The sequence below is a fragment of the Acinetobacter sp. GW821-FHT01E09 genome, assembly GCF_059422385.1.
In genome coordinates this window covers 2,249,042-2,273,353 of the sequence record NZ_JBWKWU010000001.1, presented here as the reverse complement: position 1 = coordinate 2,273,353, position 24,312 = coordinate 2,249,042, and the positions used below count along the sequence as shown (strand labels likewise).

Below are 24,312 nucleotides of genomic sequence, written 5' to 3'. Positions count from 1 at the left end.
TTAAGTCAATCATTAAACTAGGACAAAGTTAGTCCTAGTTTAATTAAAAGAAAATCTAGATGAAAACAATAGGGTTATATCACTGAATTTAAATACCTTTAACCTAAGAATTGAGTGAGATGAATAATTAAAAAAGGATTAAAAAAATTACGGACGCCACCAATAGTTTTCGACATTTGGCTGGTTTAAGTTCAATACTTCACCCATTTGAGGCGTACTAATCGCTAAGTCGTTTTGATGAGCCAAAGCCACGATACGTTCAAATGGATCGTCCCAAGCATGAAGCGCTAAGTCAAAAGTCCCATTATGGACAGGTAACAAATGACGTCCTTTTAAATCGATATGCGCTTGTAAAGTTTGCTCAGGTTGCATGTGAACATCTGGCCATTCTGGATCATAGGCCCCAGTTTCTAGCATGGTAAGATCGAAAGGACCATAACGATGTCCAATCTCTTTAAACCCATCGAAATAACCAGTATCGCCACTAAAAAACACTCGTAGATCATTATCAATAATCACCCACGATGCCCAAAGCGTTGCGTTGCTATCACTCATACCACGGCCTGAAAAATGATGGGCAGGGGTAGCAATCAGTTCAAGACCAGCCACATGGGTTGTTTCCCACCAGTCAAGTTGTTGAACCTTTTCAGCTGGCACGCCCCATTTAATCAGTGTGTCACCAACACCAAGTGGTGTTAAGAAGTGTTCAACTTTGTCTCTGAGCTGGATTACTGCATGGTAGTCAAGATGGTCATAGTGGTTATGCGACAAAATCACGCCTTTAATGGGTGGTAAGTCTGCAATGCTAATCGGTGGTTGGTGAAAACGCTTTGGGCCAATCCACTGAAAAGGCGAGGCACGCTCAGAAAAAACAGGATCGGTTAACCAAAATTCATTACGCAATTTTAATAAAATGGTCGAATGCCCAAGACGAAATAGAGAACGGTCTGGGGCACTCATGAGTTGTTCTTTTGATAAACTTAACACAGGAATTTCTCGGTTTGGCACCGTATTTTTGGGTTTGTTAAATAAAAATTTCCACATTAAGCCTAGCGTTTTTCCGAAAGAATGTGTGTGCAGATTCGGCCGTGTATTGCTATATTTCCCATTGTGCTGCTGTGATGACATGAAGGGAGAAGGCAAGTCTGTTGCATTTGAAATTGTCATTTTATTTTCCTTGAGTGGAACAACCTATATCTGTAAATAAGAACTTGAGATAAGTGCTTATTTTGATTTATTTAAATGAGTATTTAATCACTCATTAATTAATTTAAAAAATAAGAATGCTGCACATCCTTACTTTAGTCTTTATCTACATTGAAACTGCATGCCAAAAAGCTTCAAAACCAGACTTCCGATAAAGATCAGCTTGAGAAGGGTCTTGAGCAATAAAGTTGAGTGTGACTTCGGCAAGTGCACCCAAAATCGAACCGATAAACAAGGGTGGATAATCTCTTAATTTGCCGTCATCAATATGTTCTTGAATAGTCCTAGTAAAATCACAAAAAGTTTGCATACCAATGTGTTTACTCTGCTCTGTAATTTGTTCTGAAGTCGACAACTGCGCCATTACTTTACGTTTGAGTGGGGCATCTAAACTCCAGTCCAAATAGCTTTGCCAGATATAAAACATTTGGCTTTGTAGATCTGAGTTGTTCGGATAATTCAGCATTATGACCTGACGCAGTTCGGCCTTTAGCGAAAGGTATAATTGGTTGAGTAATTCCTCTTTATTACTGAAATAAGTAAATAAAGTACCTTCTGCTACACCAGCGACTTTGGCTATTTTTGAAGTAGATGCACGCTCTCCAAGTTCTGCCAATGTTTCAATAGCAGCATTTAAAATTGCATTACGTTTATCTTCACTACGAGGACGGGCCATAGACAAATATATTAATTGAGTGATTACTCAATCATACATAAAAATAGACAAAGCGCAAGAAATATATTTAAAAAGGGATGGGCTTTTCAAGATCACAAGCTATAGCATCACATAGACAGGGCCACACAGCAAAGTTAGCGCTTTAATTAATAGTCATAATTATAATTTCCGCAACCGATAAGATGCGAGAAACTATTGATCAGTGTATGAAATCACGTGAGTCAGGTAATGCTTCTATAAAATAGAACTATTTTTAAGTCTTTGATCTATATTTTAAAATTTAAATCACGGACAACTTTTCAGAGATATGTGTAATCCTGAATATCTGCTGTTACAGCATGTGTAAATTGCTAGATTATCTCATCAGATTGTTTCAGTATAGATCCAGACACTCGAATTTACAGGACAATCATCATGATATTGAGATATCGTATATTTTTAAAATATCTTTCTATTTTAGGTTTTGTGGCAAGTTCTGCTGTAACTAGCGTAGCTTTCGGAAGTTCCGAGCAGGCATGGAACAAGCATGATCAGGAAATAAAAACGGCTTGTATAAAAGCAAGTCAACTTAAAAATGCCAAGACAGTAAGCAATGTCATGCTGTTTGATGATCGTGTTGGATATTCGGCACTCTTGATTCAAGGAAAATATCCGCAAGCACATATGAAAAACAAAACAGGGCAAGAACTGTGTTTATGGAATAAGACATCGAAGAAAGCTTATTTAACTGAAGCAAATACGAAAGTACATTGAAGTCATAACCATACAAAATCGAGTAGCGATCTGATTTCAGCATAACTTATATTATGTTACTTGGGATACTCAGCAACTTGAATATAATTTTACTGATTCAAGTTGCTGAGCTGTAGCAACAACAGCATTGTGTAGCCACAGTCTCTGATATTCTATTTAACTTATGTTCACATAGAATTTATTTCATAATTTAATTTATTTTTAATAAACAATAAATTTAATTACTTAGAGCACTAAAATAACAATTTATAAAATATTTGGTTCATGAACCTAGCTATGAATACATAGTTTCCTACTAAAAAGGTCTTAAGAATAGACTAAATTTGTCTATGCTGAGTCAGGGTTTTGATAGCTACGATTTCTGTTTGGCTTTTTGGCGTAAGACATACAAATATAAGCTTTCTACTTTTTCACGTGCCCATGGGGTAGTACGTAAGAATCGCAATGATGACTTAACACTTGGATCTATGCAAAAACATCTAATTTCAATTTTACGACTTAAGCCTTCAAAGCCATCGTAGTAATCTAATAATTCATCCAAAATGTCAGCAAGTTTTTTGCCGTGTAGAGGGTCATTGGAGGCGTTCATAATAGATCAACCATATTTTGGGAGACCATCATTATAACCTGAGCTAATTGAAAAATGAGAGGGTTGGAATTTAAGCGTAATTAACATAGAAAATTACAGCTTCTTTTCTAGTTAACTTTTTTCGAAATATAAATTAGTCAAATTCTAATAATTAGGTAGCCATTGCAAACAACATGTGAGTAGACAACTTACATAATATTCTATTTAACATAATATACATTATGCGAAATTAGTATAATTAAACATTTGATATAAATAGTTTTAATATTTATGAAATTCACACCTGAGTCATGCTAATCTCAATTTATTAAGACTTAAAAGCTATCAATCCATCTAGAAATGAATTTTATCTCGATGCATCTCTACAATCGTTAACCAAGCTTTTGTTGCAGGACTCATTGCTACAGTCGTATTCCAAGCCATACTCAATGTCCAATGTAATTTAGGCTCATTAAGGATTGCTGAGCAAAACTTCCCCTGATCCAACTGATCACAATAAATTTTGGGTAATATGGCAATCCCCATATTAAACTCCACCATTTTGGTGATAAAGTCCCACTGGCTACTTTTACACACCACTTTTGGTTCAAAACCTACAGAATTTGCAGCCTGTATAATCATCTTATTTAATGTAAAAGAATCAGCGTAAAGTAAAAAAGTTTCTTCTTTAAGTTCATGCAAATTTACTGAATCTCTTTGATTCCAATGTGAATTTTTCTTAGCCAATAAACACATTGGTGAATCTATCACAGGAATTGCCGCAAAACTTGGTCTTAAATTACCGAGTAAAATCCCAACATCAATACTTTTATCAGCAATTGCTTCCTCAATACCATTGGCACCAACTTCTAAGAATTTCAATTGAATATCAGGATAATTCTGATGAAATAAAGCAATTAAAGGACTGAGTAATACCGAACCTAATGGTGGTAAGCCTATGGTTAATTTACCTTTTTTTAACTGCTGTACTTGATCTATATTTTCAAAGATTTGCTTTTGTTCATTTAATATATTTAAAGCATGTTGATAAATTAATTCACCAATATAGGTAAGTACAACTTCCCTTTTTCTTCCAGCTTCACCTTTTTTAAACAAAGCTGTACCAAGTTCTTCTTCTAAATGTTTAATTGATTTACTGATTGTAGGCTGTGTCATAAACAAACGATCGGCAGCTAAGGTAAAACTTTCGCAATTGACGATTTCTACAAAAATTTTAAGATTTTTAATGTCCATAAATTATTCCAAAAACGCATAATTATGGTTTAATTATTCATAATATGCTGTGATGTTTGCAACTAAAATAACTCATCTTTTTAAAATATCTGCAATAAAATGTCTACGCGTACTCAAAGCCACCAAATTTCATCAATTTATAAAGTCACACTGCAAATTGGGCTTTTAATTTTGATTTGGTGGATTGGTTCAATCATTCAAAAACAATTTAATTTACCTATTTCGGCAGCTGTGATTGGCTTATTTATGGTTTTGATTGGGCTCATGACAGGTATTTTTAAGTTAAATTGGATTAAATCAGGCTCAGATTTCATTCTAGGTGAATTGGTACTATTTTTTATTCCTTGTTTTATCGGGTTAATGAAATATAAAAACCTATTTATGACTGAGGGTTGGCAACTGATTGTTGTGGTTGTACTGGGTACAATTTGTGTGATGGTATTTACTGCTTATAGTGTGCATATAGGTTTTAAACTAGAACGGAAGTTGAAACAACGTCATGTTCATAAAACCGTACATGTATTACAGGGAGATAAATAATGTCTGCCATTTCAATATTTTGCCTAGTGATCACATTAGTCGCGTATGTGTTGGTCAAAAAACTTTATCGTAAGTTTCCATATTTAATTTTATCTCCAGCAATTTTGGTTCCGATTGTTTTAATCACCATTTTACTGTCAGCGCATGTTTCTTATGATGCTTATATGCTTGATAGTCAGTGGATTATATGGATGTTAGGGCCTGCAACTGTTGCCTTTGCAATCCCAATTTTTGAATATCGCCAAATCATTAAAGAACATCTCATTTCAATTTCAATGGGTGTGGTCATTGGTATGCTTGCTGGGATGATCAGTGCATTCTACCTTGCTAAATTATTTCATTTGGATCAAACAACAACCTATAGTCTAATGGCTCGTTCAATCTCCACACCATTTGCAATGGAGTTAACAACCCATATCGGCGGTTCAGTTGAACTGGTGATTTTATTCACCATGATTACTGGGGTGACTGGTATGTTAATTGGTGATTTGGTATTAGGCGGTTTAAGACTGAAATCAAGCTTTGCACAAGGTGCGTCTTTGGGTAATGCGGCACATGGTTTTGGTACAAGTAAAGCTTATATGCGTGATAAAGATGAAGGTGTTATTGCCAGTTTAACCATGGTTTTAGCTGGTATTTTTATGGTATTGGTTGGACCTTTTATTGTACACCTCATTGTTTATTTACTAAATTAACCCCATACAGTATCGATTTGAATGTTCTGAATCTCTTTTCTGCAAAGAGATTCATTTATCTTTGAATCGTTTGTAGTGTTTTAGGTAAAAAATTAATCAATAGCAAACCAAGCAAGGCTGAAAATCCAGCAAGGATAAAAATATATTCTCCTGATAATTTTTCCCAATATTGCCCAGCTAAAATACTGCCTGACGCAACACCAAGTCCCCACATGGTACTGTATAGTGCTTGCCCTCTGCCCTGTTGTTTGGCTGCAAAGTTCTGCAAAATGACCCGCATTGCAATAATATGAAATAAACCAAAACTAAATGCATGAAAAGTTTGAGAAATAAATTGAATAATGAAACTTTCTGAAAATAAACCTGCCAAAATAAATCGAATACTGGTCATGATTAAACAAAGTGCGACTAAGCTTCGCCATGAAAAACGATTTAGGAAGAAATTTGCATAGTTAAACATGATAATTTCAGCAATCACACCAACTGACCATAAAAAGCCAATCTGAGTTGTACTGTAACCAGCAAGTTTTAAATAATTACTATAAAAACTATAAAATGGTGCTTGTGCAAAAAGCATAATAAATTCAATGATAAAAAATGAAAAAACCACTGGTCTTTTTAGAATGGGAAGCAATGGCTCTAATATTTTTTGTGCACTCGGTGCTGCGCTAGGTTCCTTAATCGAAAAGGACCAAATAAAAGCTGTAAATGCAATACATAACAACATCATTGGTAAATATTGAATTGCAATAACTTCTAAAATCGCACCGATACTAAATACGCCAATAATAAATCCAATAGAACCCCATTTTCTAATTTTTCCATACAATGCTGTATGTTGATTACCCAGCCAAAACAGCGTTACACCTTCAAATTGCGCAAGTATGGCATTTTGAAAGAAGCTAAAAATCAACATCAGAAATGCAATTGATTGCATATTGTTGGGAATAATAAAAATCAAAAACCAGATTGTAGCTTCCATCCAGGTTGCCACACGTACCCACAACATTCGTTTGCCCGTTTTATCTGCGATAAATCCCCAAATAAAAGGTGCAAATATACGAGTTAAAATGGCTATAGAGGACAGTAATCCGATTTCTTTATAATTAAATCCTTGATCTTGAAGATATAAGCTCCAATACGGCAAAAAAGTTCCAACTATTGAATAATACCAAAAGTAGAATCCACTCAGTCTGTATTGGATAGGAAAAGCACGCATAAGCTTAGATTTCTACGTATTTTCAATATCTTAGCACATAAGGATTTAACAAATTTGAATTTATTCTACTGTTTTATATATCGTTATTATTGAGCCTATCATCTAAACATAGATGTTCAATTAACATTCTTCTCACTCTTTAACAAATTGGCTAAACACCAATTGATAGATAATTATTTGAGTAGTAAAATAAATTCCAAGAAAATAATTTATTTAATTTAAGTTATTAAGAATAAATATCAAATACTTAAGTAGTATTTTCCTAAATTTAAACAAAATGACAAATAATTTTTACACTTTAATTAGTTAAAATTTTTTAGATTACTGTTTTGTTTGATATCAATATAGATGAAAGATCTTGATTAATTGGAGTAATAATAAAAAATGATGAGCATTGAATCTAGCCCAGAGAAAGGTAGTGTATGCCAGACATGCTTAAGAAATTTCTTTGTACACTTTAGACGTCCTTATAAAATTGGGGAGCCTGTTGCAGCAGATTATAATGGTGAATTTGGTTTTGACTGGATTCGTGATGAGTATATATATCCACTAACAATTATCGATACTGATGAAAATAAAAAAGATACCGTAATTAAAGATTATGATCACAGTGTGCGACAAATGCTTAACAAACAATTCGATGGTACTAGAGGTGTATTTATTAATAAAGGTCTTTATTTACCCGCTTGGCTATCCATTTTTGCAACAAATTGTTCTGGAACATTAGGCAGCGATCAAATCAATAGTCAAGGCGCTGATCTTGATTTAGAGATTCATCAAAGTCCAGATGATGATAAAAGCCCTTTAACTGATGATGGCAGTATTCTAATTTTTAAGTCTTCAAATCCCTGTCTAAAAATTTCAACATTTGAAAAAAACCAACAGTCTCAGATGGTTGAAGAACCGCTGGCAAATTTTATCAACTCTGGTCGAATTTCAGAACAATTAGCAACACAAAAACGTTTTTCTTATAAAAAGAAAAAAGCTATTAATATTATTTGTTCAGGAGACGCATTGAGCCAAAATGAATATATTTTGGTACAAGCAAAAAAGTCAGGAAAAATACAAAATGTGGGTATGCTTTTAGTCGCTAAGAATAAAGAAATTTTTGTGATTAAATTAATTATGGTTGATGTTAAAGTAAATGGAAAAATTTTAAAAAAACCGAAAAATTATGAATGGGAATTAAAAAATAGAATATTTAACCAATGTTTAATGATTGCAGATGTAGTTAAAAAAGAAGTATTTGATTTAGATCGCCTTGCTAAAACTGATTCCGAAGTCCAAAAATTTGTAAAAAAATGGTGGTCAGAAAAAATCAAGATTGAAGATGAAACTAAAATTGGAGATCCAGACCAGCTATATGTTCCAGTGAATGATTTTCATAAAAAAGATACCGCAGATGGAGAAGTCACTTATTTAGTTGAGGATAATAGTGAAAAATTTAAAGCAGAATTATTGAAATTATATGAAACAAAGAACTTTAAATTATTACCCATAAATTCATCTTATGAGTCTCACAGATATGTCTTTTTTGCACCAATCGCAATGAGATATGAGCCTATTTATGAGAAGATTTATGATCCTGTCCTGAAGAAAGAAGTTATGACAATGGTTGAGCCTGGCTCAGTCATTGAAGGATCTGCGAGTTTTGAGGCTGATACTCGACTTTTTAAACGAGAACCAGACATAGATCCTCTATATAAAACTAAGGATATAGAATGGGGAAAATCAGTCGTTATATATGCTGATGCTCCACCCTACATGGATGTGATTGCGCATGAATTAAGTCATACATTAGGCTTATTACATACATTTCAAAATGATAAAATGAGACTTCATCAAGGTTTTACGGATAATATTATGGATTATTCTTATACTGAAGATAAACGGATTTCAAAATTTAATACCTACCAAACTATTTTTAGAAAAGTTCAAGCAGATCAAATTACAACTCATCTTTTTACACCGTCCCAACTATTTAAAAAATCGCATTACTAAAGTTAAAAAGCTATAAGTTCAATACAAGTTATTGAATATTCATTAGAAATATTATTTTTTTATTATGTTATTGGTAGTTTGATCAATATTTTATTGGACACCTACCAGTATCTTCCACATTTTCAACTCCTTAAGTGAAATATACAGGTTCATGTAATGACATTTGAACTCATGTTGAACCGATTCAATGAGATATATTCTAGAAGCTTAAGTCTCCACTTAGTCTGTCATTTATTATCATTCTTGATGATAAATAACCGCTTTATTTTCTCTGTTTCAAAGCAAAAGTGCATTTTAATGATTCAATTAAAATGCACTTTTAGTTTTGTCAAAACTTTAATAGAAGTGTTAAAATTCACAAAAATAATCAATAAAAACAATTTACTATAAAAAACTATACTGCGATTTTTTTATTTCAAGACATTACTATGTAGCAAAGTGACAACTTTAGGTAATTGTTTGGAGGGTCTTGTGGTGTTTCCTTTTCATTTCAAGACTCTCTGAAATCTTTAGGCTATGGTGGATATTCAAATCACATTTCAATAGGAAAGAATCACATGACTTCTATCAATGTTGAGAGTATTAAAAACCACGCTGATGTTATTGCTTCATGTGGTACACAGATCGGCAAGGTTGATCATCTTGAGGGACAAGATTCAATTAAATTGACTCGAAGTGATGATGAACATCATCTGATTCCATTAGTTGGGTGAGTGAAATTAAAGATGGAAACGTAATTTTGAATAAAAATTCAGAAAAAGCAAGAAATTAGTGGCAAACATTATAGCTTTTACCTAAAGTAATTTGCTATTTCAGGAATGCCAATCAATTTGATTGGCATTTTTATCTTCAGTGTTTAGCAGATTTTAAAATAAAATATTATCAAATTTAATATAATGGGTCCTAGATGAATTAGCCCTCACTCAGATGAATATACATCTACTTCACTCAATCTTTATACATCAATTACATGTTCATCAGTTGCTTTCACATTCCTGTAAATTATGAGATATTATTAAAGTAATTCAAGAATTTCGTAAAATTTTTATTAAATTAATTTTAGATAGTGTTTAAAGAACATAAATTATGAATGCAAAAAAAATTATACAGCGCAATTTTCCTCACAATGACTTATATGAAAACTTATCATTTATAGGAAAGTTGCACGAAGAAAAAATATGGGATATGGAGGAATATTGGCTTTTAGAATGGGGAATTTATAATGTTGAAAGGAATTCATCTGCTATATTAGATTGGGAGCTATTTAGGATTTTTAGCTTAATTATGCTTTCCATAAGCTCTCATTTAGATATGAATGACTCCTTTAAAATAGAGAATTTGGAACTACCATTGATATATGAATTTAGGGAACGAACTCAAATAGTATTTGAGGGTTATTTCTCCGAATTAATGCCTAAACAAATTTTTTTTGAAAAAAAGAATCCTTTACTATCTTCTTAGTTCATCATAATTAGAGTTATATGAAACTGCCCTCAGAGTGAGCGCCATGCTTCACTCAATCTTTAAAGATCAGCTTCCTATAAAGATTGAGTGAACCGAAACAGCTGAGAAAAGAGACAAAACAATTAATATGATTTGATCATTTTCAAATCTGCCTTATCTAACTAAATTTTAAAAAGTTTAAATCATTGATGAACTAAACTCGTTTTGTCTTTATCAATATATTTATCATATTCATGTTGATACTTTTTAGCTAAGCTTAGTTTTTCATCATCTTTTAAAATTTTGCCAGATTGTTGGAAAAATTTATGCTCTTCTTCATCTAAATGATGATGTACAAGCTTACGTAGCTGATTTGCTATACGTAACCAACTCGGATTATTGAGTTCTTTTTCAGTAAGTTGCTCAAGTAGCTCATCTATTTCGTGATGCTCAGACAGAGCATGCCTTGTAATATTCAAACCTGCATCTGTCATCATAAGAGGTATATAAAAATACCTGTCTTCAGCTACAGCATGTGCAAATAATTCATTTTTCAACAATGAGAAATAATGCTTTCTTTCTTCTGAATTTCCAGTAGTTTCAATTAACTTATCAGATAATTCTCTTTGCTTTTCATGACTAAATTTTAAGACATCAAATATGGTGAGTTGCTTACTATGGCTCATACTTTTATCCTATCGAAAAATTTATTTAATATTCAATCTTAGAGGATAAACTCATATTTATTATTGAATTATTGTTTCAATAGTATTTTAATTGTAATAACTGTTTATATTGTACGATCTATGAAATTCAAGTTGCATTCACTTGGATTTTCAATATGTTATCATGATTTTAAGTGATTTATCTTTGTTATGATTGGCTTACTTTTGTAGAGCACTTGTTTATAAACAAGTTGTTAAAATTATTTTTTAGTAAAAATAACAATTTTGTTCCAGCAAAAATTACTTCTTAAAATCAAATCATAGTAGATAAAACATAATAAAAACCATTCTTAACGCCTTCACCTTTACCAGAGTTAAAAAAAGCAGTCGATAAAATCATATCACCAAACTGGTACCTTAAAAAATATTAAAAGTGTATCTTATGGCAATACCACATTAAAAATACACTCTACTACTTCTTTTTTAAATCTTAGGGGTAGAGTTTATGTCTTTTCAACATCATTCTAATGATTTTCTTCCCCCCATTATGGCTGGTTTAATTTCGGTCATTGTTAATTATGGTGGTACCTTTATTTTAATCTTCCAAGCTGCACAGATGGCTGGTCTTAGCCATGAACTCACTGCCTCATGGGTATGGTCTATTTCTATTGGGGTTGGTATCACAGGAATATTATTAAGTTGGTATACCCGCGAACCCATTATCACTGCGTGGTCTACGCCTGCCGCTGCATTTTTAATTACGACGCTTGTAACTGTGCCATATTCCGAAGCAATTGGCGCATATTTACTTTCTGCACTGGCATTTGTGATCTTGGGAATTACGGGCTATTTTGAAAAATTGATTGGTCTAATTCCAACGGGTATTGCCTCTGGTCTCTTGGCAGGTATTTTATTGCAATTTGGGATTGCTGCCTTTACCAATATGACAATTGATCCTTTTTTGGCAATTTCATTATTTTTTATTTACCTAATTACCAAGCGTTTTTCTGCAAGATTTGCCATTATTAGTGTCTTGATTTTTGGCTTTATTTTCTTACTTTTACAATCACGGATTGATTTCTCTGGATTTGAACTAAAATTAGCCTCGCCTATTTTTACCACACCAACTTTTTCTATAAACTCGATACTGAGTGTTGCCCTACCTTTATTTTTAATTACCTTAACAGGACAATATATGCCAGGTTTACTGGTTCTTAAAAATGATGGTTTTCACACCAATGCTAAACCGATTCTTATCGTGACAGGCTTAGGCTCGTTCCTCATGGCTCCGTTTGGTTCACATGCATTTAATCTTGCTGCGATCACTGCTGCAATTTGCACTGGAAAGGAATCCCACGAAGATCCATCAAAACGCTGGATTTCAGGGATTGCCGCAGGTGTGTTTTATATTCTTGTTGGAATTTTTGGTGTAACGTTAGCAGCTGTCTTTGCAGCGTTTCCAGTCGCTTTTATAAGCACTCTAGCAGGACTTGCATTATTAGGTACAATTGCTGGAAGTCTTGCAAATGCGATGAGTGATATTGATTGCCGAGAAGCCTCACTCATTACCTTTCTCGCAACGACGGCCAATATCAGTTTATTTGGTGTTGGGGGTGCATTTTGGGGTTTGGTTTTAGGTCTAATTTCATATCTAGTACTCAATGGAAAATTCAAAACCAAGACACTTTCTTGACCCTACTGGACTAAAGAACTGGTAGTGCTTATAAAACAATCATTTATAAACAGCATATTACCTTTAAATATGCTGTTTTAATTTATTCAGAGTCTAAAACCTCATTCTATAAACCCAGAAATCATTTGATTGACTACAGCCGGTTTTTCAGCATGTAACCAATGCCCGACTTGTTCAATGACTTTAACTTGACTATGACTAAACTGGGTTTCGATTGCAGAAAAATGTTCAGCTTTTGAAATATAAGGTGAGTTTCCACCTTTAATAAACAATGCTGGAATAGGATTCACCTGCTGATTTTCCCAGCTTAAAATATCAGCATAATGATTAAATAAGGCTTGGACATTAAACAGCCATTTTCCCTTACTGAATGATTTTAATAAAAATTGAATCACCATTTCTTCTTTTAAGTATTGACGCATAATCTCTGTTGCTTCTTTACGAGATTCAATTTGTGCATTTTCAACCGCAAATAATGCTTTAAAAATTTGATCATGGTGATTTTCTTGATATGCAAAAGGTGTCATATCCAAGACAATCATTTTTTGCATACGATCTTGCGCTAAATCTGCAAGTTTCATTGCAATTTTTCCACCCATAGAATGTCCAATCGCAATAAATTTTTCAATATTTAAATGATCAAGTGTTTGCAAAACATCCTGAGCCATCAATTGATAATTCATTTCATCTGAATGTGCAGAATGGCCATGATTTCGAACATCAATTTGCAATAAGTTGAATTTGCTTTGAAATTCACGTGCAATAATGCCCAAATTACTTAAACTTCCAAATAATCCATGAACCAATACCAGTGTGGCTTTTTGAGTTCCATGGCTATCTTGAGCTTGATCGTATTGATAATTCAGTAACATTAAAAACCATCCAGAATTTAAATATTGCGCTTGCGCTATGATGACAAGAAGAGAAATGCAGAACAATAGTTTTATCATTCATTAACAATACTGCGACTTAAAAACAATCAATATCTTAACTATCTCTCTTCCAATACCGCACTTGATACATTGTTTAAGTTTTATCTTATTTATCCTCTATTTTGTAGAGAATACACATTTGGCTATAAATATAGACAAATGTGCGATGAGCTTAATCTAAAGTTGAATAAATAATAAAAAATAAACCTCAATCTACTGTTGAGTCGGGGTTTGAATTACCTATATTATCAGACTTGATTTTTTCGATTGATTTAGGACTTTAGACCATGTTTCAACATGTAGATCCTTATGCAGGTGATCCAATTCTTTCTCTAATGGAAGCCTTTGGTAAGGATGAACGGACACACAAAGTAAATTTAAGTATTGGTCTTTATTATAATGAGGACACCATTGTTCCTCAGTTAGACGCTGTAAAAGCGGCTTTGAAAAATATTGAACCAAGCAATGACAAGGTAAAGCTTTATTTACCGATGGATGGTTCAAAGTCTTATAACGAAGCAACCCAGAAACTGGTTTTAGGTGCAGATAGCCAAGCACGTAAAGATGGCCGTGCAGTGACCATTCAAACCCTAGGTGGTTCTGGTGCACTTAAAGTAGGCGCAGATTTTCTAAAAAAATACTTCCCTGAATCTGATGTTTGGGTGAGCCAACCGACATGGGAAAACCATATTGCAATTTTTAATGGTGCAGGAATCAATTCACATTTCTACCGTTATTTTGATGCAGCAACCAATGGTGTCAATATTGAAGGCATGTTAGAGGATTTACAGCAAATCCCTGCAAAAGGCATTGTTCTTCTTCACCCTTGTTGCCATAACCCAACAGGCGCAGATTTAACACCTGCTGAATGGGATCGTGTAATTGAAGTATTGAAAGCACGTGATTTAATTCCATTCCTCGATATTGCTTACCAAGGTTTTGGCCAAGGCTTAGAAGAAGATGCTTATGCAATTCGTGCTTTAGATAAGTCAGGATTAAATTTCATTGTTAGCAATTCATTCTCTAAAATTTTCTCACTATATGGTGAGCGTGTTGGTGGCTTAAGCTTTATTTGTGATGACCAAGCAACTGCACAAAAAGTTTTAGGTCAGCTTAAAGCAACTGTACGCCGTATCTACTCAAGCCCTCCAACGACAGGTGCCTTAGTGGTTGATAATGTATTGAATGATGCAACATTAACTGAAAAATGGCATGCAGAACTTAAAGAAATGCGTGAGCGTATCATCCAAATGCGCGAACTATTAAAGGCAAAATTAACCGCTGCTTTACCTGGTCGTAATTTTGATTACCTTACAGAACAACAAGGTATGTTTAGCTATACTGGTTTAACGGCTGAACAAGTGGATATATTGAAAGATCAATATGCCATTTATTTGCTACGTAGTGGCCGTATGTGTGCAGCGGGCTTAAATTTAAAAAATATTGATTATGTAGCAACATCTGTTGCAGAAGTCATTAAAGCAACTGCTTAAATAAATTGATAAGCGTTGATTGGTTCAATCAACTGCCACTTAACTCCCTTTTCATAAGGGAGTTAAGTTTTGAGATGATTCTTTTTTAATGAGCATTTTAAAAACTGAACATTGACATACAGATTTATTTTTATACAATAAGCATTCTTATCCCCTTCTTAAAAGAGTAACGCCAATGAAGTAAGTCATTTTCTCATCATTATTTATTTAATTTTTGATGTGCAAAATAGATTTTACTCAAGGCTATACTTATCTTTTGGTTCTGATACCGTCTTTACGATAAATTAAATAATCTACTGTTATTTAAAGCTTTTATTACATACTATTTTGTGCATCCTCTATATGAGGATCATTGAATGCAACAAGCATGTATTATTTCAAATTTGAGTTTGGCATTCCCCACTCAAACAATGTTTACGCAACTAAATTTTGTGCTTTTTTCAGGGCAAACTTCTGCTGTGATTGGCCGTAATGGTTTGGGAAAATCATTACTTTTTAAACTATTACACCTACAACAGTATTCAGATTTAGCCTATTCAGGGCAAATTGCATGGCATATCCAACATGATTATTTAGCACAATTACAACGATTAAATGCCAAAACCATAGCTGAAGCTTTAGACATTTCTCATCTACACAATGCTTTTGAGCGTATTGAAAACAGTAGTGCCAGTTTTGAAGATTATGATTTGGTGGAAAACTGTTGGGATTTACCTCAAAAATGGCAACAAATTTTAAGCAATGCACAACTGCCGCTTGATTTAAATTTTCCCATACACTACTTAAGTGAAGGTCAAAAAACCAAGCTGGCTTTGTGTCGCTTATTTTTAAAACAAGATCATTATCTACTTTTAGATGAGCCAAGTAATCATTTAGATGCCATGGCAAGAAAATGGTTAATTGAATCGATTCAGACACATAAGGCGGGAGTTTGTATTATTAGTCATGATCTTCAATTGCTGAATCAAGTGCAGTATATTTATGCTTTAACCGCGCAAGGTTTACAACATGTTTCGGGAAATTATGCTGATTATGTTCAACAGCACCAACAACAAATCCATGCCTTAACTCAGTCTATTCAACAAGAAAAACGTGAATTTAAACAGTTAAAGCAACAACAGCATGATAGTTTAATGAAAGCACAAAAACGTCAACGTAAAGGTGCTCAATTGCGTGACTCGAACTCTCAAGCCAAGATTCTACTGGATTTTAAAAAAGAGCAAGCTGGGCAAAGTTTTGGGAAATTACGTGCACAGCAAATTCGCCAAGCTGATGAAACACAGAGCAGTTTACAGGAGAAACAAACAACATTAGAAAAAATTAAACCACAACGATTTGACTTTCAATTTCAATCATCTAAACAAGGTGAAATATTAAGAATTCACGATTTACAATTGCCTTATGCCACCACACAGAACATAAAGTTGTCACTCAAAGCCGGTGAAAAAATCCAGCTTAAAGGTGCAAATGGCGTGGGTAAATCCACCCTATTAAAAATGATTGATCAATCACAAAGTACTGAAATTTTCTTTACCGGACAAAGTTTATATTTGGATCAAAATTTTAGTTTACTCAATGATGATTTTTCTGTGATCGAGAATTTAGCGAAATTTAATCCAGATATGCTGGAGGTTGAATGGCGAAATTTATTAGGTCAACTGCGCATCCGCCGCGAAAAAGCACTTTTAAAATTGGGGCAACTCAGTGGTGGCGAAAAACTTAAAGTTGCATTACTTGGAATAAGTCAGCATCATCAAAATATTGATTTATTGTTATTGGATGAACCTGAAAATCACTTAGACATCGAGTCACGAGAATTACTTGCGCAAGCCATTGAGCAATTTAAAGGTGCTGTCATTCTGGTCTCTCATGATGATTGTTTTGTTGAGCAATCTGGAATAAATGAAGCATATTTACTGAGTTAAAAAGTATTACTTCATTCTGATCATTTTGAAAAACTTTCCGCCAATGGTTTATTGCCCATATGGCGGATTGCACTGGTCAAACTAAAAGTAAATCTCCAATCTACTCAAAATATTTGCAGTATTAAGTTTCCCTATATGTAAAATCCAAATATTATTTTTGCTTCTCATCTATGAGCTGAAAACATAATTTATCAATGTTTTTCGTTTTTGGATGAAAAGCTGAGAGGTTAGATAACACAATAACAGCCGTCTTATCCTCAACATTTATTGCCATTGAAGATGAATAGCCACCAGTTCCGCCATTGTGCCAAACCAAATCTTTTCCATTTTGTGATTTTAACAAATGCCAAGCTAAACCGATTTTCATATCTTTGTTCATTTCAAAGGTCGGTGTACGCGTTAAAGTCAATTCGGTATTTTTAGGATCGAATTGTGCGATTACAAATTTTGCTAAATCCTCTGTGGTTGATAATAGCCCGCCAGCACCAAACAAAACGTCAAAATCCCAATTTGATACGATTTGTCCATCAGGATTTTGCCCTTTTACTAACTTAGTATCTAGATTTTGCGAGTTTACAAATGAGTTTTTCATTGTGTATTTATCAAAAATTCTCTTTTGTAATAATGTTTGAAAGCTTTTTCCTTGTGATACGCCAAGCGTATAGCCTAATAACCCCGCCCCTAAATTAGAATAAACATATTTTTTTTCAGGCTCATTTTCAATTTTCAAATCATCTTTAAGGTATTGTTCAATCTGACTTTTACCATAATCTTTGTAGGGATTGCTTTGATTCGATAAATCTAGATTCTCAGGTAAGCGTGGTAAACCGGAGGTATGATTAGCCAAGTCTTTAAAATTCAGTTGAGTGTTATTTTTAAATTTTAAAGATGGATAAAATGGATTGATTTCATCCGTTAATTTAATTTTTCCTTCATCAACAAGCGAAGCTAAAACGGTCGATGTAAAAACTTTCGTAATAGAACCAATTTCAAAAACCTTATTCTGGTTTTCGATCGGTTTGATCATACCTTCAGTTTTGATAACCCCATAATATTTCACTTTTTGATTTTGAACGACTGCAATAGAAAGTTGCGTATTATTTGGAAAATTTTGGCTATTTGAAAAAATGATGTCTGAGATTTCTTTTGGATAAGCATTAAGCGCATTCACAGTATTACTACTATTTATCTCTTTTTGGACTTCTTTAGGCTTCATAATAAGTCCCTTGATATGATTTTCCTGATCAAGCGAAATATTGACCGTTAACACCATTTTCTCAAACTTGGTTTTATAACTGACATAACTTCCTTGTTGATCGCTGAGAAATTCTTTGCTTTCAATTTTTCCTGCCTGAGATTTCAATCCTGAGAAAAATTGCTTTGTCTTTTCAAGCGGCAATGTCTTTTTCATTTCAACAGAAAATTCATCATAAATTTTTTCATACTGATCAGCATTATAGTTGTTTATAAAATTGTCCATGGCAATTTTATAGTTTTCACTCTGAGCAAATATTGAGTTTGATATCAAAATCACAAATAGGATTAAAAATAGTCTTTTCATAAGGTTTTAATAATAGCTAATGAATTAAAGTCTTGTGCTCTAACGCAACACATCCAAAAGTACAGCTTAAAACATAACAAAAAAACTGCTTTAAGCAAGTATTATCTGTCAATCAGTAGCAAAACATTGTTATTTTAGTCTTTTATAATGATTGTTCTGTGTCGAATAGATGAAGTGAATCTGTTAAATTAAACTTTAAAATCATGATTGAATAAATTAGTATTTATTCAATCATATAAGACTTAAATTTGTGTCATTAACCACAAGTCGCTTGGGTAATTTTTTTGGTCGCAGGATCTACAGTTACCGTCACACGTTCAATACGATAATCCATAGTTACCCCTTGATTTGGCGCAACTTTACGTACGATTGATGCCTGTGTAAGCTGCTTAATTTTCGCTTCAGACATATCATTTTGACCAATCAATTGAGTTGCGCGTTCAGCAACACATGTGGTTTGAGTGTTTTGTGCTGTTTGATCTTGCGTTGCATTGGTTTGAAGCGAAGAACATGCTGATACAGTTAAAGCCATGATACCAAGAGCTAAAATTGTAACATTTTTCATAAGACGACCTATTTTGATTTTTTGCTTTAAAGCCATAACATAACAAAAAAAGATAAGCTTAGAAAATTAATATATAAAACTCATACATTTATCATGCAAATAAAAACCAGTGATACATCATGTATCACTGGTTCTTGGTCGTGCTCAGTATTTAAGCTTAAAAGTTAATCACTGTACGGATTGATTTACCTTCATGCATTAAATCAAATGCTTCGTTAATTTTATCTAAGCCCATTGTATGGGTAACAAAAGGTGCAAGTTGGATATCACCTTTCATCGCATCTTCAACCATACCTGGCAATTGTGTACGGCCTTTTACCCCACCAAATGCGGTTCCTTTCCATGTACGACCAGTCACAAGCTGGAACGGACGGGTAGAAATTTCTTGACCTGCACCGGCTACACCAATGATGACTGATTGTCCCCACCCACGATGAGCACATTCAAGCGCTGAACGCATTACATTGACATTGCCGATACATTCAAATGAATGGTCTACCCCCCAACCTGTCATTTCAACAATCACTTCTTGAACAGGTTTATCATAGTCTTTTGGATTAACGAAATCAGTCGCACCAAACTCTTCTGCCAACTTAAATTTTTCAGGATTGGTATCCACAACAATGATACGGCCAGCTTTAGCTTGGCGCGCACCTTGTACAACCGCCAAACCAATACCACCTAAACCAAATACAGCAACTGAATCGCCTTCTTGTACTTTTGCTGTGTTATGGACTGCACCAATCCCTGTCGTTACACCGCAACCTAGCAAACAAACATGTTCAGGATTTGCTTCTGGGTTAATTTTAGCCAATGACACTTCAGCAACGACAGTATATTCACTAAAAGTTGAACAACCCATATAGTGATAAATAGGTTCGCCATTATAAGAAAAACGTGTCGTTCCATCAGGCATAACCCCTTTACCTTGTGTAGCACGAACGGCTGTACACAGATTGGTTTTGCCTGATTTACAGAATAAGCATTCGCCACATTCTGCCGTATATAAAGGAATCACATGATCCCCAGGTTTTACCGAAGTTACCCCTTCACCAACTTCAACAACAATACCAGCACCTTCATGGCCTAAAATTGCTGGAAATACGCCTTCTGGATCATCACCTGATAAAGTAAATGCATCTGTATGACAAACCCCTGTATGGGTAATTTTAACAAGGACTTCGCCTTTTTGTGGAGGTGCAACATCAATTTCCACAATTTCTAAAGGTTTTCCTGGACCAAATGCAACAGCAGCACGTGATTTCATAGCTAAATATCCTAATAGGTTTGTGTTTTAACAGTTGGACTACAGTAACCTTTTTCTCTTTACAGATTCAACCATTAACTTGATGATATGATTTAGTAAAATTTAAAGTACTCATTGAAAGAATGAATCATTCAAAGACTTCACTTGCCTTCGTTATTTTGGCTTTTTCAATCACTGGATGCAGTTTACCTATGAATCAACCAGAACAAGAACAACAAGTTAAAGTATATGCAGATCATTGGATCAATGAGCCTCAAGCAAAACAGATGCTTACTCAAGGTCTCACTGCATATTTAGCCATGAATGATGCTTTCCAAAGTATCGCGTCACGTATCCATCTGATTAGAAAAGCCAAATATACACTTGATTTACAATACTATATTTGGGCAGATGATTTTATTGGCAATTTAATGCTACACGAATTGCTTAAAGCTGCTGACCGCGGTGTAAAAGTACGCTTATTAATCGATGATCAAAACGGAACAAAAATAGATCGGCAATTAAGTGCATTGCTGACACATCCAAACATTTCGATCAAATTATACAATCCTTATAAATTCCGACACTTTCGTGTAATGGATTATATTTTTAGAATGAACAGAATCAACCATCGAATGCACAATAAATTAATTATTGCTGATGGTGCAATTGCTGTAACAGGCGGACGAAATATCAGCAGTGAATATTTTGATGCCAGTGAATCTTTCCAATTTACCGATATGGATATTTTATTTTTTGGTAAAGCAGTCAATCGTGCAAATGAAGTTTTTACCGATTTTTGGAATTTTCAATTAAGCTATCCGATTGATCAATTTATTCATAAAGGTTCTGAGCAAGATTTATTAACTTTGCGAAAAAGCTTTGAACGACTTGAACAAGCTGAACATACGACAGATGAAAAGGTAAATCTTGAGCAGAAAGAACTCGCCAATGAGCTTAATCAAAATAAAATCAATTGGGCTTATGCCGATTTTCTGGCAGATTCTCCAAAGAAAAGTTTAGGACAAGCACACGGTAATGAATTAATTTCACACCAAATTCACCAACATTTGGGTGATCCCAAACAAGAAATGGATTTGATTGCCGCTTATTTTGTTCCTACAAAAAATGGGACGGATTTCATCAACCAATTCCCTAAACAAAATGTCAAAGTCAGAATTTTAACCAACTCCTTTATGGCAAATGATGTTGCGCTTGTCCATGCGTTTTATCAAAAGTATCGAGTTGACCTGCTTAAAGGAGGCGCAAAACTTTATGAATTTAAACCTTATATAGAACGCAATCGCCGTACTTGGTATGAGGTCCTTACAGGAAATATCATTCCGAAAAAAGGCAAAAATAAATCCAGTTTGCATGCAAAATTTATCAATATTGATGACAAAGTCTTTATTGGTTCATTTAACCTAGATCCAAGATCATTCAATATCAATACCGAAGTTGGACTGGTTGTTCAATCAGATCCTTTACAAGAGCAAATTTCAAATCTATTGGATCAAACTCTATTTAGGGTTGCTTATGAGTTAAAACTTAATCCACAAGGTGAACTGATCTGGTTAGATCATCGTGCCGATGGCAAAGTGATTGAATATAAAGTTGACCCTGAAACAACACGATTCCAACGATTTGTCATGTACAGCGTCTCATATTTACCACTTGAATGGATGATGTAAGTTTAGTGTAATGACAACGCATATACCAAACGTATTAAATATTTACTGCTACAAATAACACTCAAACAGACAGAGCCCTTTGATCTCTTTAACCAGTTCTATGTCAGTAAAGCCTGCATATTTTAAGCTTTGAAAATGTTCATGTTTCGACATATACAAGTCATTATTGCTCATCGCATCTGATGCAAAAATATGGTCACAGACCAAATACAGAGCATCACGTTTTAATAATGTCTTTACTTGTTGATGAAATTGATTTGCATAGTTTTTATGGCGTAACTCATGTAAAGCTTGATGAATAATGATGGCATCATATTGTCCAAGCTGATCGCGCCAATCTTCATTTTTAAAATCAGCAATCAGATATTGCACTCTGTCTAACTCAGAAGAAAGTAGCTTACTTTTAGAAAGCTCATGCATTGCATCAGAGAAATCTAGCGCTGTATATTCAATATCAGCACACTGGGTAAGTAAATGTTTGGCAAGAAAACCAGGACCTGAACCTATTTCTAAAATATTGAACTGCGTGTTTTGATCAGTTTGATAGTGTTTCTCTTTGGCTGCTTTTTGAATTAAATTCACATAATAGTCAAAAAACTCATAACGCCAAGGGCGTTTTTCATTGGCTTCATTTGCCCATTGCAAAGCATCTTGCGGATTTTTTAAATCAATTGGACTTGGTACATCCTGAACACTCATTATAATTATTCCACTGAAATCAATATAAATTTGCTTACTATTTACCCATATTTTAAAGCAATAAGGAAACGGATTTTCGCTAACTTTGTAAGTTATTTATTTTTAACTGCTGAATTGACATCGCCAAAATATCAAAGACTTTTTTATCTACACATTGTGCAACATTAAAGCGCATGAACTGTCCTGCATTTTCAGCTTGGCTAAAAGAATTACCCGGCGCTAGAATTACGCCCTGTTTAAGACATAACTTTGATAATTCAGCAGCCTGTATACCATCTGGCAATTTGCACCATAAAAAAATCCCTGCTGTTGGCACAATCCACGGTTTTATACCGAGTTGCCCCAACTTTTGCATCATTTCATTGCTGACTTTAAGCAAATGTTTCTTTAACCAATCTAAATGTTTAGGATAACTGCTGTCCATTAGAGCCTGATAAATAATTTCTGCATTTAAATGACTATTGCTAAAGTTGGTCGCAATTCTTAAATCTATCAATTGATCAATCAGTTCTGACTCTGCAATGATATAACCGCAACGAATTGCAGCTGATAGAGTTTTGGTAAAACTGCCAATCTGAATGACATGCTTAAAACCTGCTAATGAAGCATAACGTGGTGCTGGTGTATATTCAAAATCAGCAAAAATTTCATCTTCAATAATCAATAAATCAGTTTTCTCAACCAGCTTAGAAATTTGATAAACTGTTTGTAGCGAAATCGTGGCCCCTGTTGGATTATGGATCCCTGAATTGGTTAAATAGATTTTAGGCTTTAAATTCAATGCTTGTTCAAATTTCTCTACATCTGGTCCAGTTTCTGTAAATGGAATTGGAACGGCTTTTAAATGATGTGCCTTAATCAAAGCGCGGAAATTAAAATAGCAAGGATCATCAATCAAGATCACATCACCTGCGCTAAGTAGGTGTCTGAAAATTAAATCAATGGACTGGGTTGCTGAGTCAGTAATAAGAATTTGATTCAGTTTGAATTTTAAATCATACAGTTCTTTTTTTCTGGCAATAAATTTACGTAACTCCAAATGTCCATGCGGTGTTGCATAATCGGTGAGCATGATGATTTCAGACTTAGCAGCTTGTTTTAATGCTTTACGGATCGATTGTTCAGGCATCCAAGTGGTGGGTAACCAGCCACAACCCGGTTTTAGCACATCGGTCTTCGCCTCTAATGACTGCCTTGAAATCCATAAGGGATCTATTTCACGTTGATACTGTATTTCAGTATCAATCATTTGCATCGGTTCGGCTTTACCTAATACATAGTAACCAGAACCAAGACGAGATTCTAAAACACCTTCCGCAACTAATCTGGCATAGGCTTCAACGATCGTTGAAACAGAACAATTTGTTTGTGTAGCAAACTGACGGACTGAAGGTAAGCGTGAACCTGCAATCAAACTTTTATTCGAAATTTGATTTTTAATCATCAGCACTGTTTGTTCAATTTTTGTTTTCGCCATTTAAAAACCA

At 34.1% G+C, this 24,312-nt stretch carries 21 protein-coding genes and 1 pseudogene; 10 read left to right on the top strand and 12 right to left on the bottom strand.

Annotated features, from left to right (window positions below; all coding sequences use genetic code 11):
* Positions 1-147 precede the first annotated feature (147 nt).
* Both AC07U8_RS10425 and AC07U8_RS10420 read right to left on the bottom strand, forming a co-directional pair.
* On the bottom strand, positions 148-1,167 hold the full coding sequence (locus AC07U8_RS10425) for an MBL fold metallo-hydrolase (protein ID WP_209826176.1): 1,020 nt from the start codon (positions 1,165-1,167) through the stop codon (positions 148-150).
* Between the two features lie 145 nt (positions 1,168-1,312).
* On the bottom strand, positions 1,313-1,882 hold the full coding sequence (locus AC07U8_RS10420) for a TetR/AcrR family transcriptional regulator (RefSeq protein ID WP_034613038.1): 570 nt from the start codon (positions 1,880-1,882) through the stop codon (positions 1,313-1,315).
* Positions 1,883-2,296: 414 nt separating this feature from the next.
* Here AC07U8_RS10420 and AC07U8_RS10415 point away from each other — a divergent pair, with 414 nt between their 5' ends.
* On the top strand, positions 2,297-2,635 hold the full coding sequence (locus AC07U8_RS10415) for a hypothetical protein (protein WP_353159610.1): 339 nt from the start codon (positions 2,297-2,299) through the stop codon (positions 2,633-2,635).
* A gap of 352 nt (positions 2,636-2,987) precedes the next feature.
* On the opposite strand, the gene AC07U8_RS10410 is transcribed toward AC07U8_RS10415, so the two are convergent.
* Both AC07U8_RS10410 and AC07U8_RS10405 read right to left on the bottom strand, forming a co-directional pair.
* On the bottom strand, positions 2,988-3,224 hold the full coding sequence (locus AC07U8_RS10410; protein WP_004720475.1) for a VF530 family protein: 237 nt from the start codon (positions 3,222-3,224) through the stop codon (positions 2,988-2,990).
* Between the two features lie 333 nt (positions 3,225-3,557).
* Complete coding sequence (locus tag AC07U8_RS10405) at positions 3,558-4,457, bottom strand: LysR family transcriptional regulator (RefSeq protein WP_494737827.1); 900 nt, start codon at positions 4,455-4,457, stop codon at positions 3,558-3,560.
* A gap of 99 nt (positions 4,458-4,556) precedes the next feature.
* On the opposite strand from AC07U8_RS10405, the gene AC07U8_RS10400 reads away from it, so the two are divergent.
* Positions 4,557-4,997, top strand: coding sequence for a CidA/LrgA family protein (locus AC07U8_RS10400; protein ID WP_494737826.1), 441 nt, complete (start codon positions 4,557-4,559; stop codon positions 4,995-4,997).
* Positions 4,997-5,692, top strand: coding sequence for an LrgB family protein (locus tag AC07U8_RS10395; protein ID WP_494737825.1), 696 nt, complete (start codon positions 4,997-4,999; stop codon positions 5,690-5,692). Before AC07U8_RS10400 ends, AC07U8_RS10395 begins: the two co-directional genes overlap by 1 nt.
* 55 nt (positions 5,693-5,747) lie before the next feature.
* On the opposite strand, the gene AC07U8_RS10390 is transcribed toward AC07U8_RS10395, so the two are convergent.
* Positions 5,748-6,911 carry an MFS transporter gene (locus AC07U8_RS10390; RefSeq protein WP_151803392.1) on the bottom strand — a complete coding sequence of 388 codons (1,164 nt, stop codon included), beginning with the start codon at positions 6,909-6,911 and terminating at the stop codon, positions 5,748-5,750.
* Between the two features lie 384 nt (positions 6,912-7,295).
* Between AC07U8_RS10390 and AC07U8_RS10385 the strand changes: the two genes are divergently transcribed.
* From AC07U8_RS10385 to AC07U8_RS10375, 3 genes and pseudogenes are all read left to right on the top strand, one after another.
* A complete protein-coding gene (locus AC07U8_RS10385; RefSeq protein ID WP_096734106.1) occupies positions 7,296-8,912 on the top strand; it encodes a hypothetical protein in 1,617 nt (538 codons plus the stop codon).
* A 557-nt stretch (positions 8,913-9,469) separates the two neighbouring features.
* Positions 9,470-9,684, top strand: a pseudogene (locus AC07U8_RS10380) (DUF2171 domain-containing protein).
* Between the two features lie 314 nt (positions 9,685-9,998).
* Positions 9,999-10,373: an Imm41 family immunity protein gene (locus AC07U8_RS10375; RefSeq protein WP_494737824.1), complete on the top strand. Its 375-nt coding sequence runs from the start codon at positions 9,999-10,001 to the stop codon at positions 10,371-10,373.
* A 185-nt stretch (positions 10,374-10,558) separates the two neighbouring features.
* Here the strand turns inward: AC07U8_RS10375 and AC07U8_RS10370 are convergent, their stop codons facing one another.
* Positions 10,559-11,041 (bottom strand): hemerythrin domain-containing protein, encoded by a 483-nt coding sequence (locus AC07U8_RS10370; protein ID WP_096734104.1) that lies wholly within the window; start codon positions 11,039-11,041, stop codon positions 10,559-10,561.
* A 484-nt stretch (positions 11,042-11,525) separates the two neighbouring features.
* On the opposite strand from AC07U8_RS10370, the gene AC07U8_RS10365 reads away from it, so the two are divergent.
* Positions 11,526-12,713: a benzoate/H(+) symporter BenE family transporter gene (locus AC07U8_RS10365; RefSeq protein ID WP_494737823.1), complete on the top strand. Its 1,188-nt coding sequence runs from the start codon at positions 11,526-11,528 to the stop codon at positions 12,711-12,713.
* A gap of 101 nt (positions 12,714-12,814) precedes the next feature.
* Here the strand turns inward: AC07U8_RS10365 and AC07U8_RS10360 are convergent, their stop codons facing one another.
* Complete coding sequence (locus AC07U8_RS10360) at positions 12,815-13,585, bottom strand: alpha/beta fold hydrolase (protein WP_494737822.1); 771 nt, start codon at positions 13,583-13,585, stop codon at positions 12,815-12,817.
* Positions 13,586-13,932: 347 nt separating this feature from the next.
* Between AC07U8_RS10360 and AC07U8_RS10355 the strand changes: the two genes are divergently transcribed.
* Complete coding sequence (locus tag AC07U8_RS10355) at positions 13,933-15,138, top strand: amino acid aminotransferase (RefSeq protein ID WP_096734101.1); 1,206 nt, start codon at positions 13,933-13,935, stop codon at positions 15,136-15,138.
* Between the two features lie 356 nt (positions 15,139-15,494).
* Positions 15,495-17,063, top strand: a complete 1,569-nt coding sequence (locus tag AC07U8_RS10350) for an ATP-binding cassette domain-containing protein (RefSeq protein ID WP_494737821.1) — start codon at positions 15,495-15,497, stop codon at positions 17,061-17,063.
* Between the two features lie 151 nt (positions 17,064-17,214).
* Here the strand turns inward: AC07U8_RS10350 and AC07U8_RS10345 are convergent, their stop codons facing one another.
* The 3 genes from AC07U8_RS10345 to AC07U8_RS10335 all read right to left on the bottom strand — a co-directional run bounded on the left by AC07U8_RS10345 (position 17,215) and on the right by AC07U8_RS10335 (position 20,456).
* Positions 17,215-18,624 carry a serine hydrolase domain-containing protein gene (locus AC07U8_RS10345; RefSeq protein ID WP_494737820.1) on the bottom strand — a complete coding sequence of 470 codons (1,410 nt, stop codon included), beginning with the start codon at positions 18,622-18,624 and terminating at the stop codon, positions 17,215-17,217.
* A gap of 256 nt (positions 18,625-18,880) precedes the next feature.
* Positions 18,881-19,189, bottom strand: coding sequence for an I78 family peptidase inhibitor (locus AC07U8_RS10340; protein WP_494737819.1), 309 nt, complete (start codon positions 19,187-19,189; stop codon positions 18,881-18,883).
* Between the two features lie 157 nt (positions 19,190-19,346).
* Positions 19,347-20,456: an S-(hydroxymethyl)glutathione dehydrogenase/class III alcohol dehydrogenase gene (locus AC07U8_RS10335; RefSeq protein ID WP_004821485.1), complete on the bottom strand. Its 1,110-nt coding sequence runs from the start codon at positions 20,454-20,456 to the stop codon at positions 19,347-19,349.
* A gap of 191 nt (positions 20,457-20,647) precedes the next feature.
* Here AC07U8_RS10335 and AC07U8_RS10330 point away from each other — a divergent pair, with 191 nt between their 5' ends.
* Positions 20,648-22,126 carry a phospholipase D family protein gene (locus AC07U8_RS10330; RefSeq protein WP_494737818.1) on the top strand — a complete coding sequence of 493 codons (1,479 nt, stop codon included), beginning with the start codon at positions 20,648-20,650 and terminating at the stop codon, positions 22,124-22,126.
* A gap of 48 nt (positions 22,127-22,174) precedes the next feature.
* On the opposite strand, the gene AC07U8_RS10325 is transcribed toward AC07U8_RS10330, so the two are convergent.
* Both AC07U8_RS10325 and AC07U8_RS10320 read right to left on the bottom strand, forming a co-directional pair.
* Positions 22,175-22,825 carry a class I SAM-dependent methyltransferase gene (locus tag AC07U8_RS10325; RefSeq protein WP_096734096.1) on the bottom strand — a complete coding sequence of 217 codons (651 nt, stop codon included), beginning with the start codon at positions 22,823-22,825 and terminating at the stop codon, positions 22,175-22,177.
* Between the two features lie 79 nt (positions 22,826-22,904).
* Complete coding sequence (locus tag AC07U8_RS10320) at positions 22,905-24,302, bottom strand: aminotransferase-like domain-containing protein (protein ID WP_096734095.1); 1,398 nt, start codon at positions 24,300-24,302, stop codon at positions 22,905-22,907.
* Positions 24,303-24,312 lie beyond the last annotated feature (10 nt).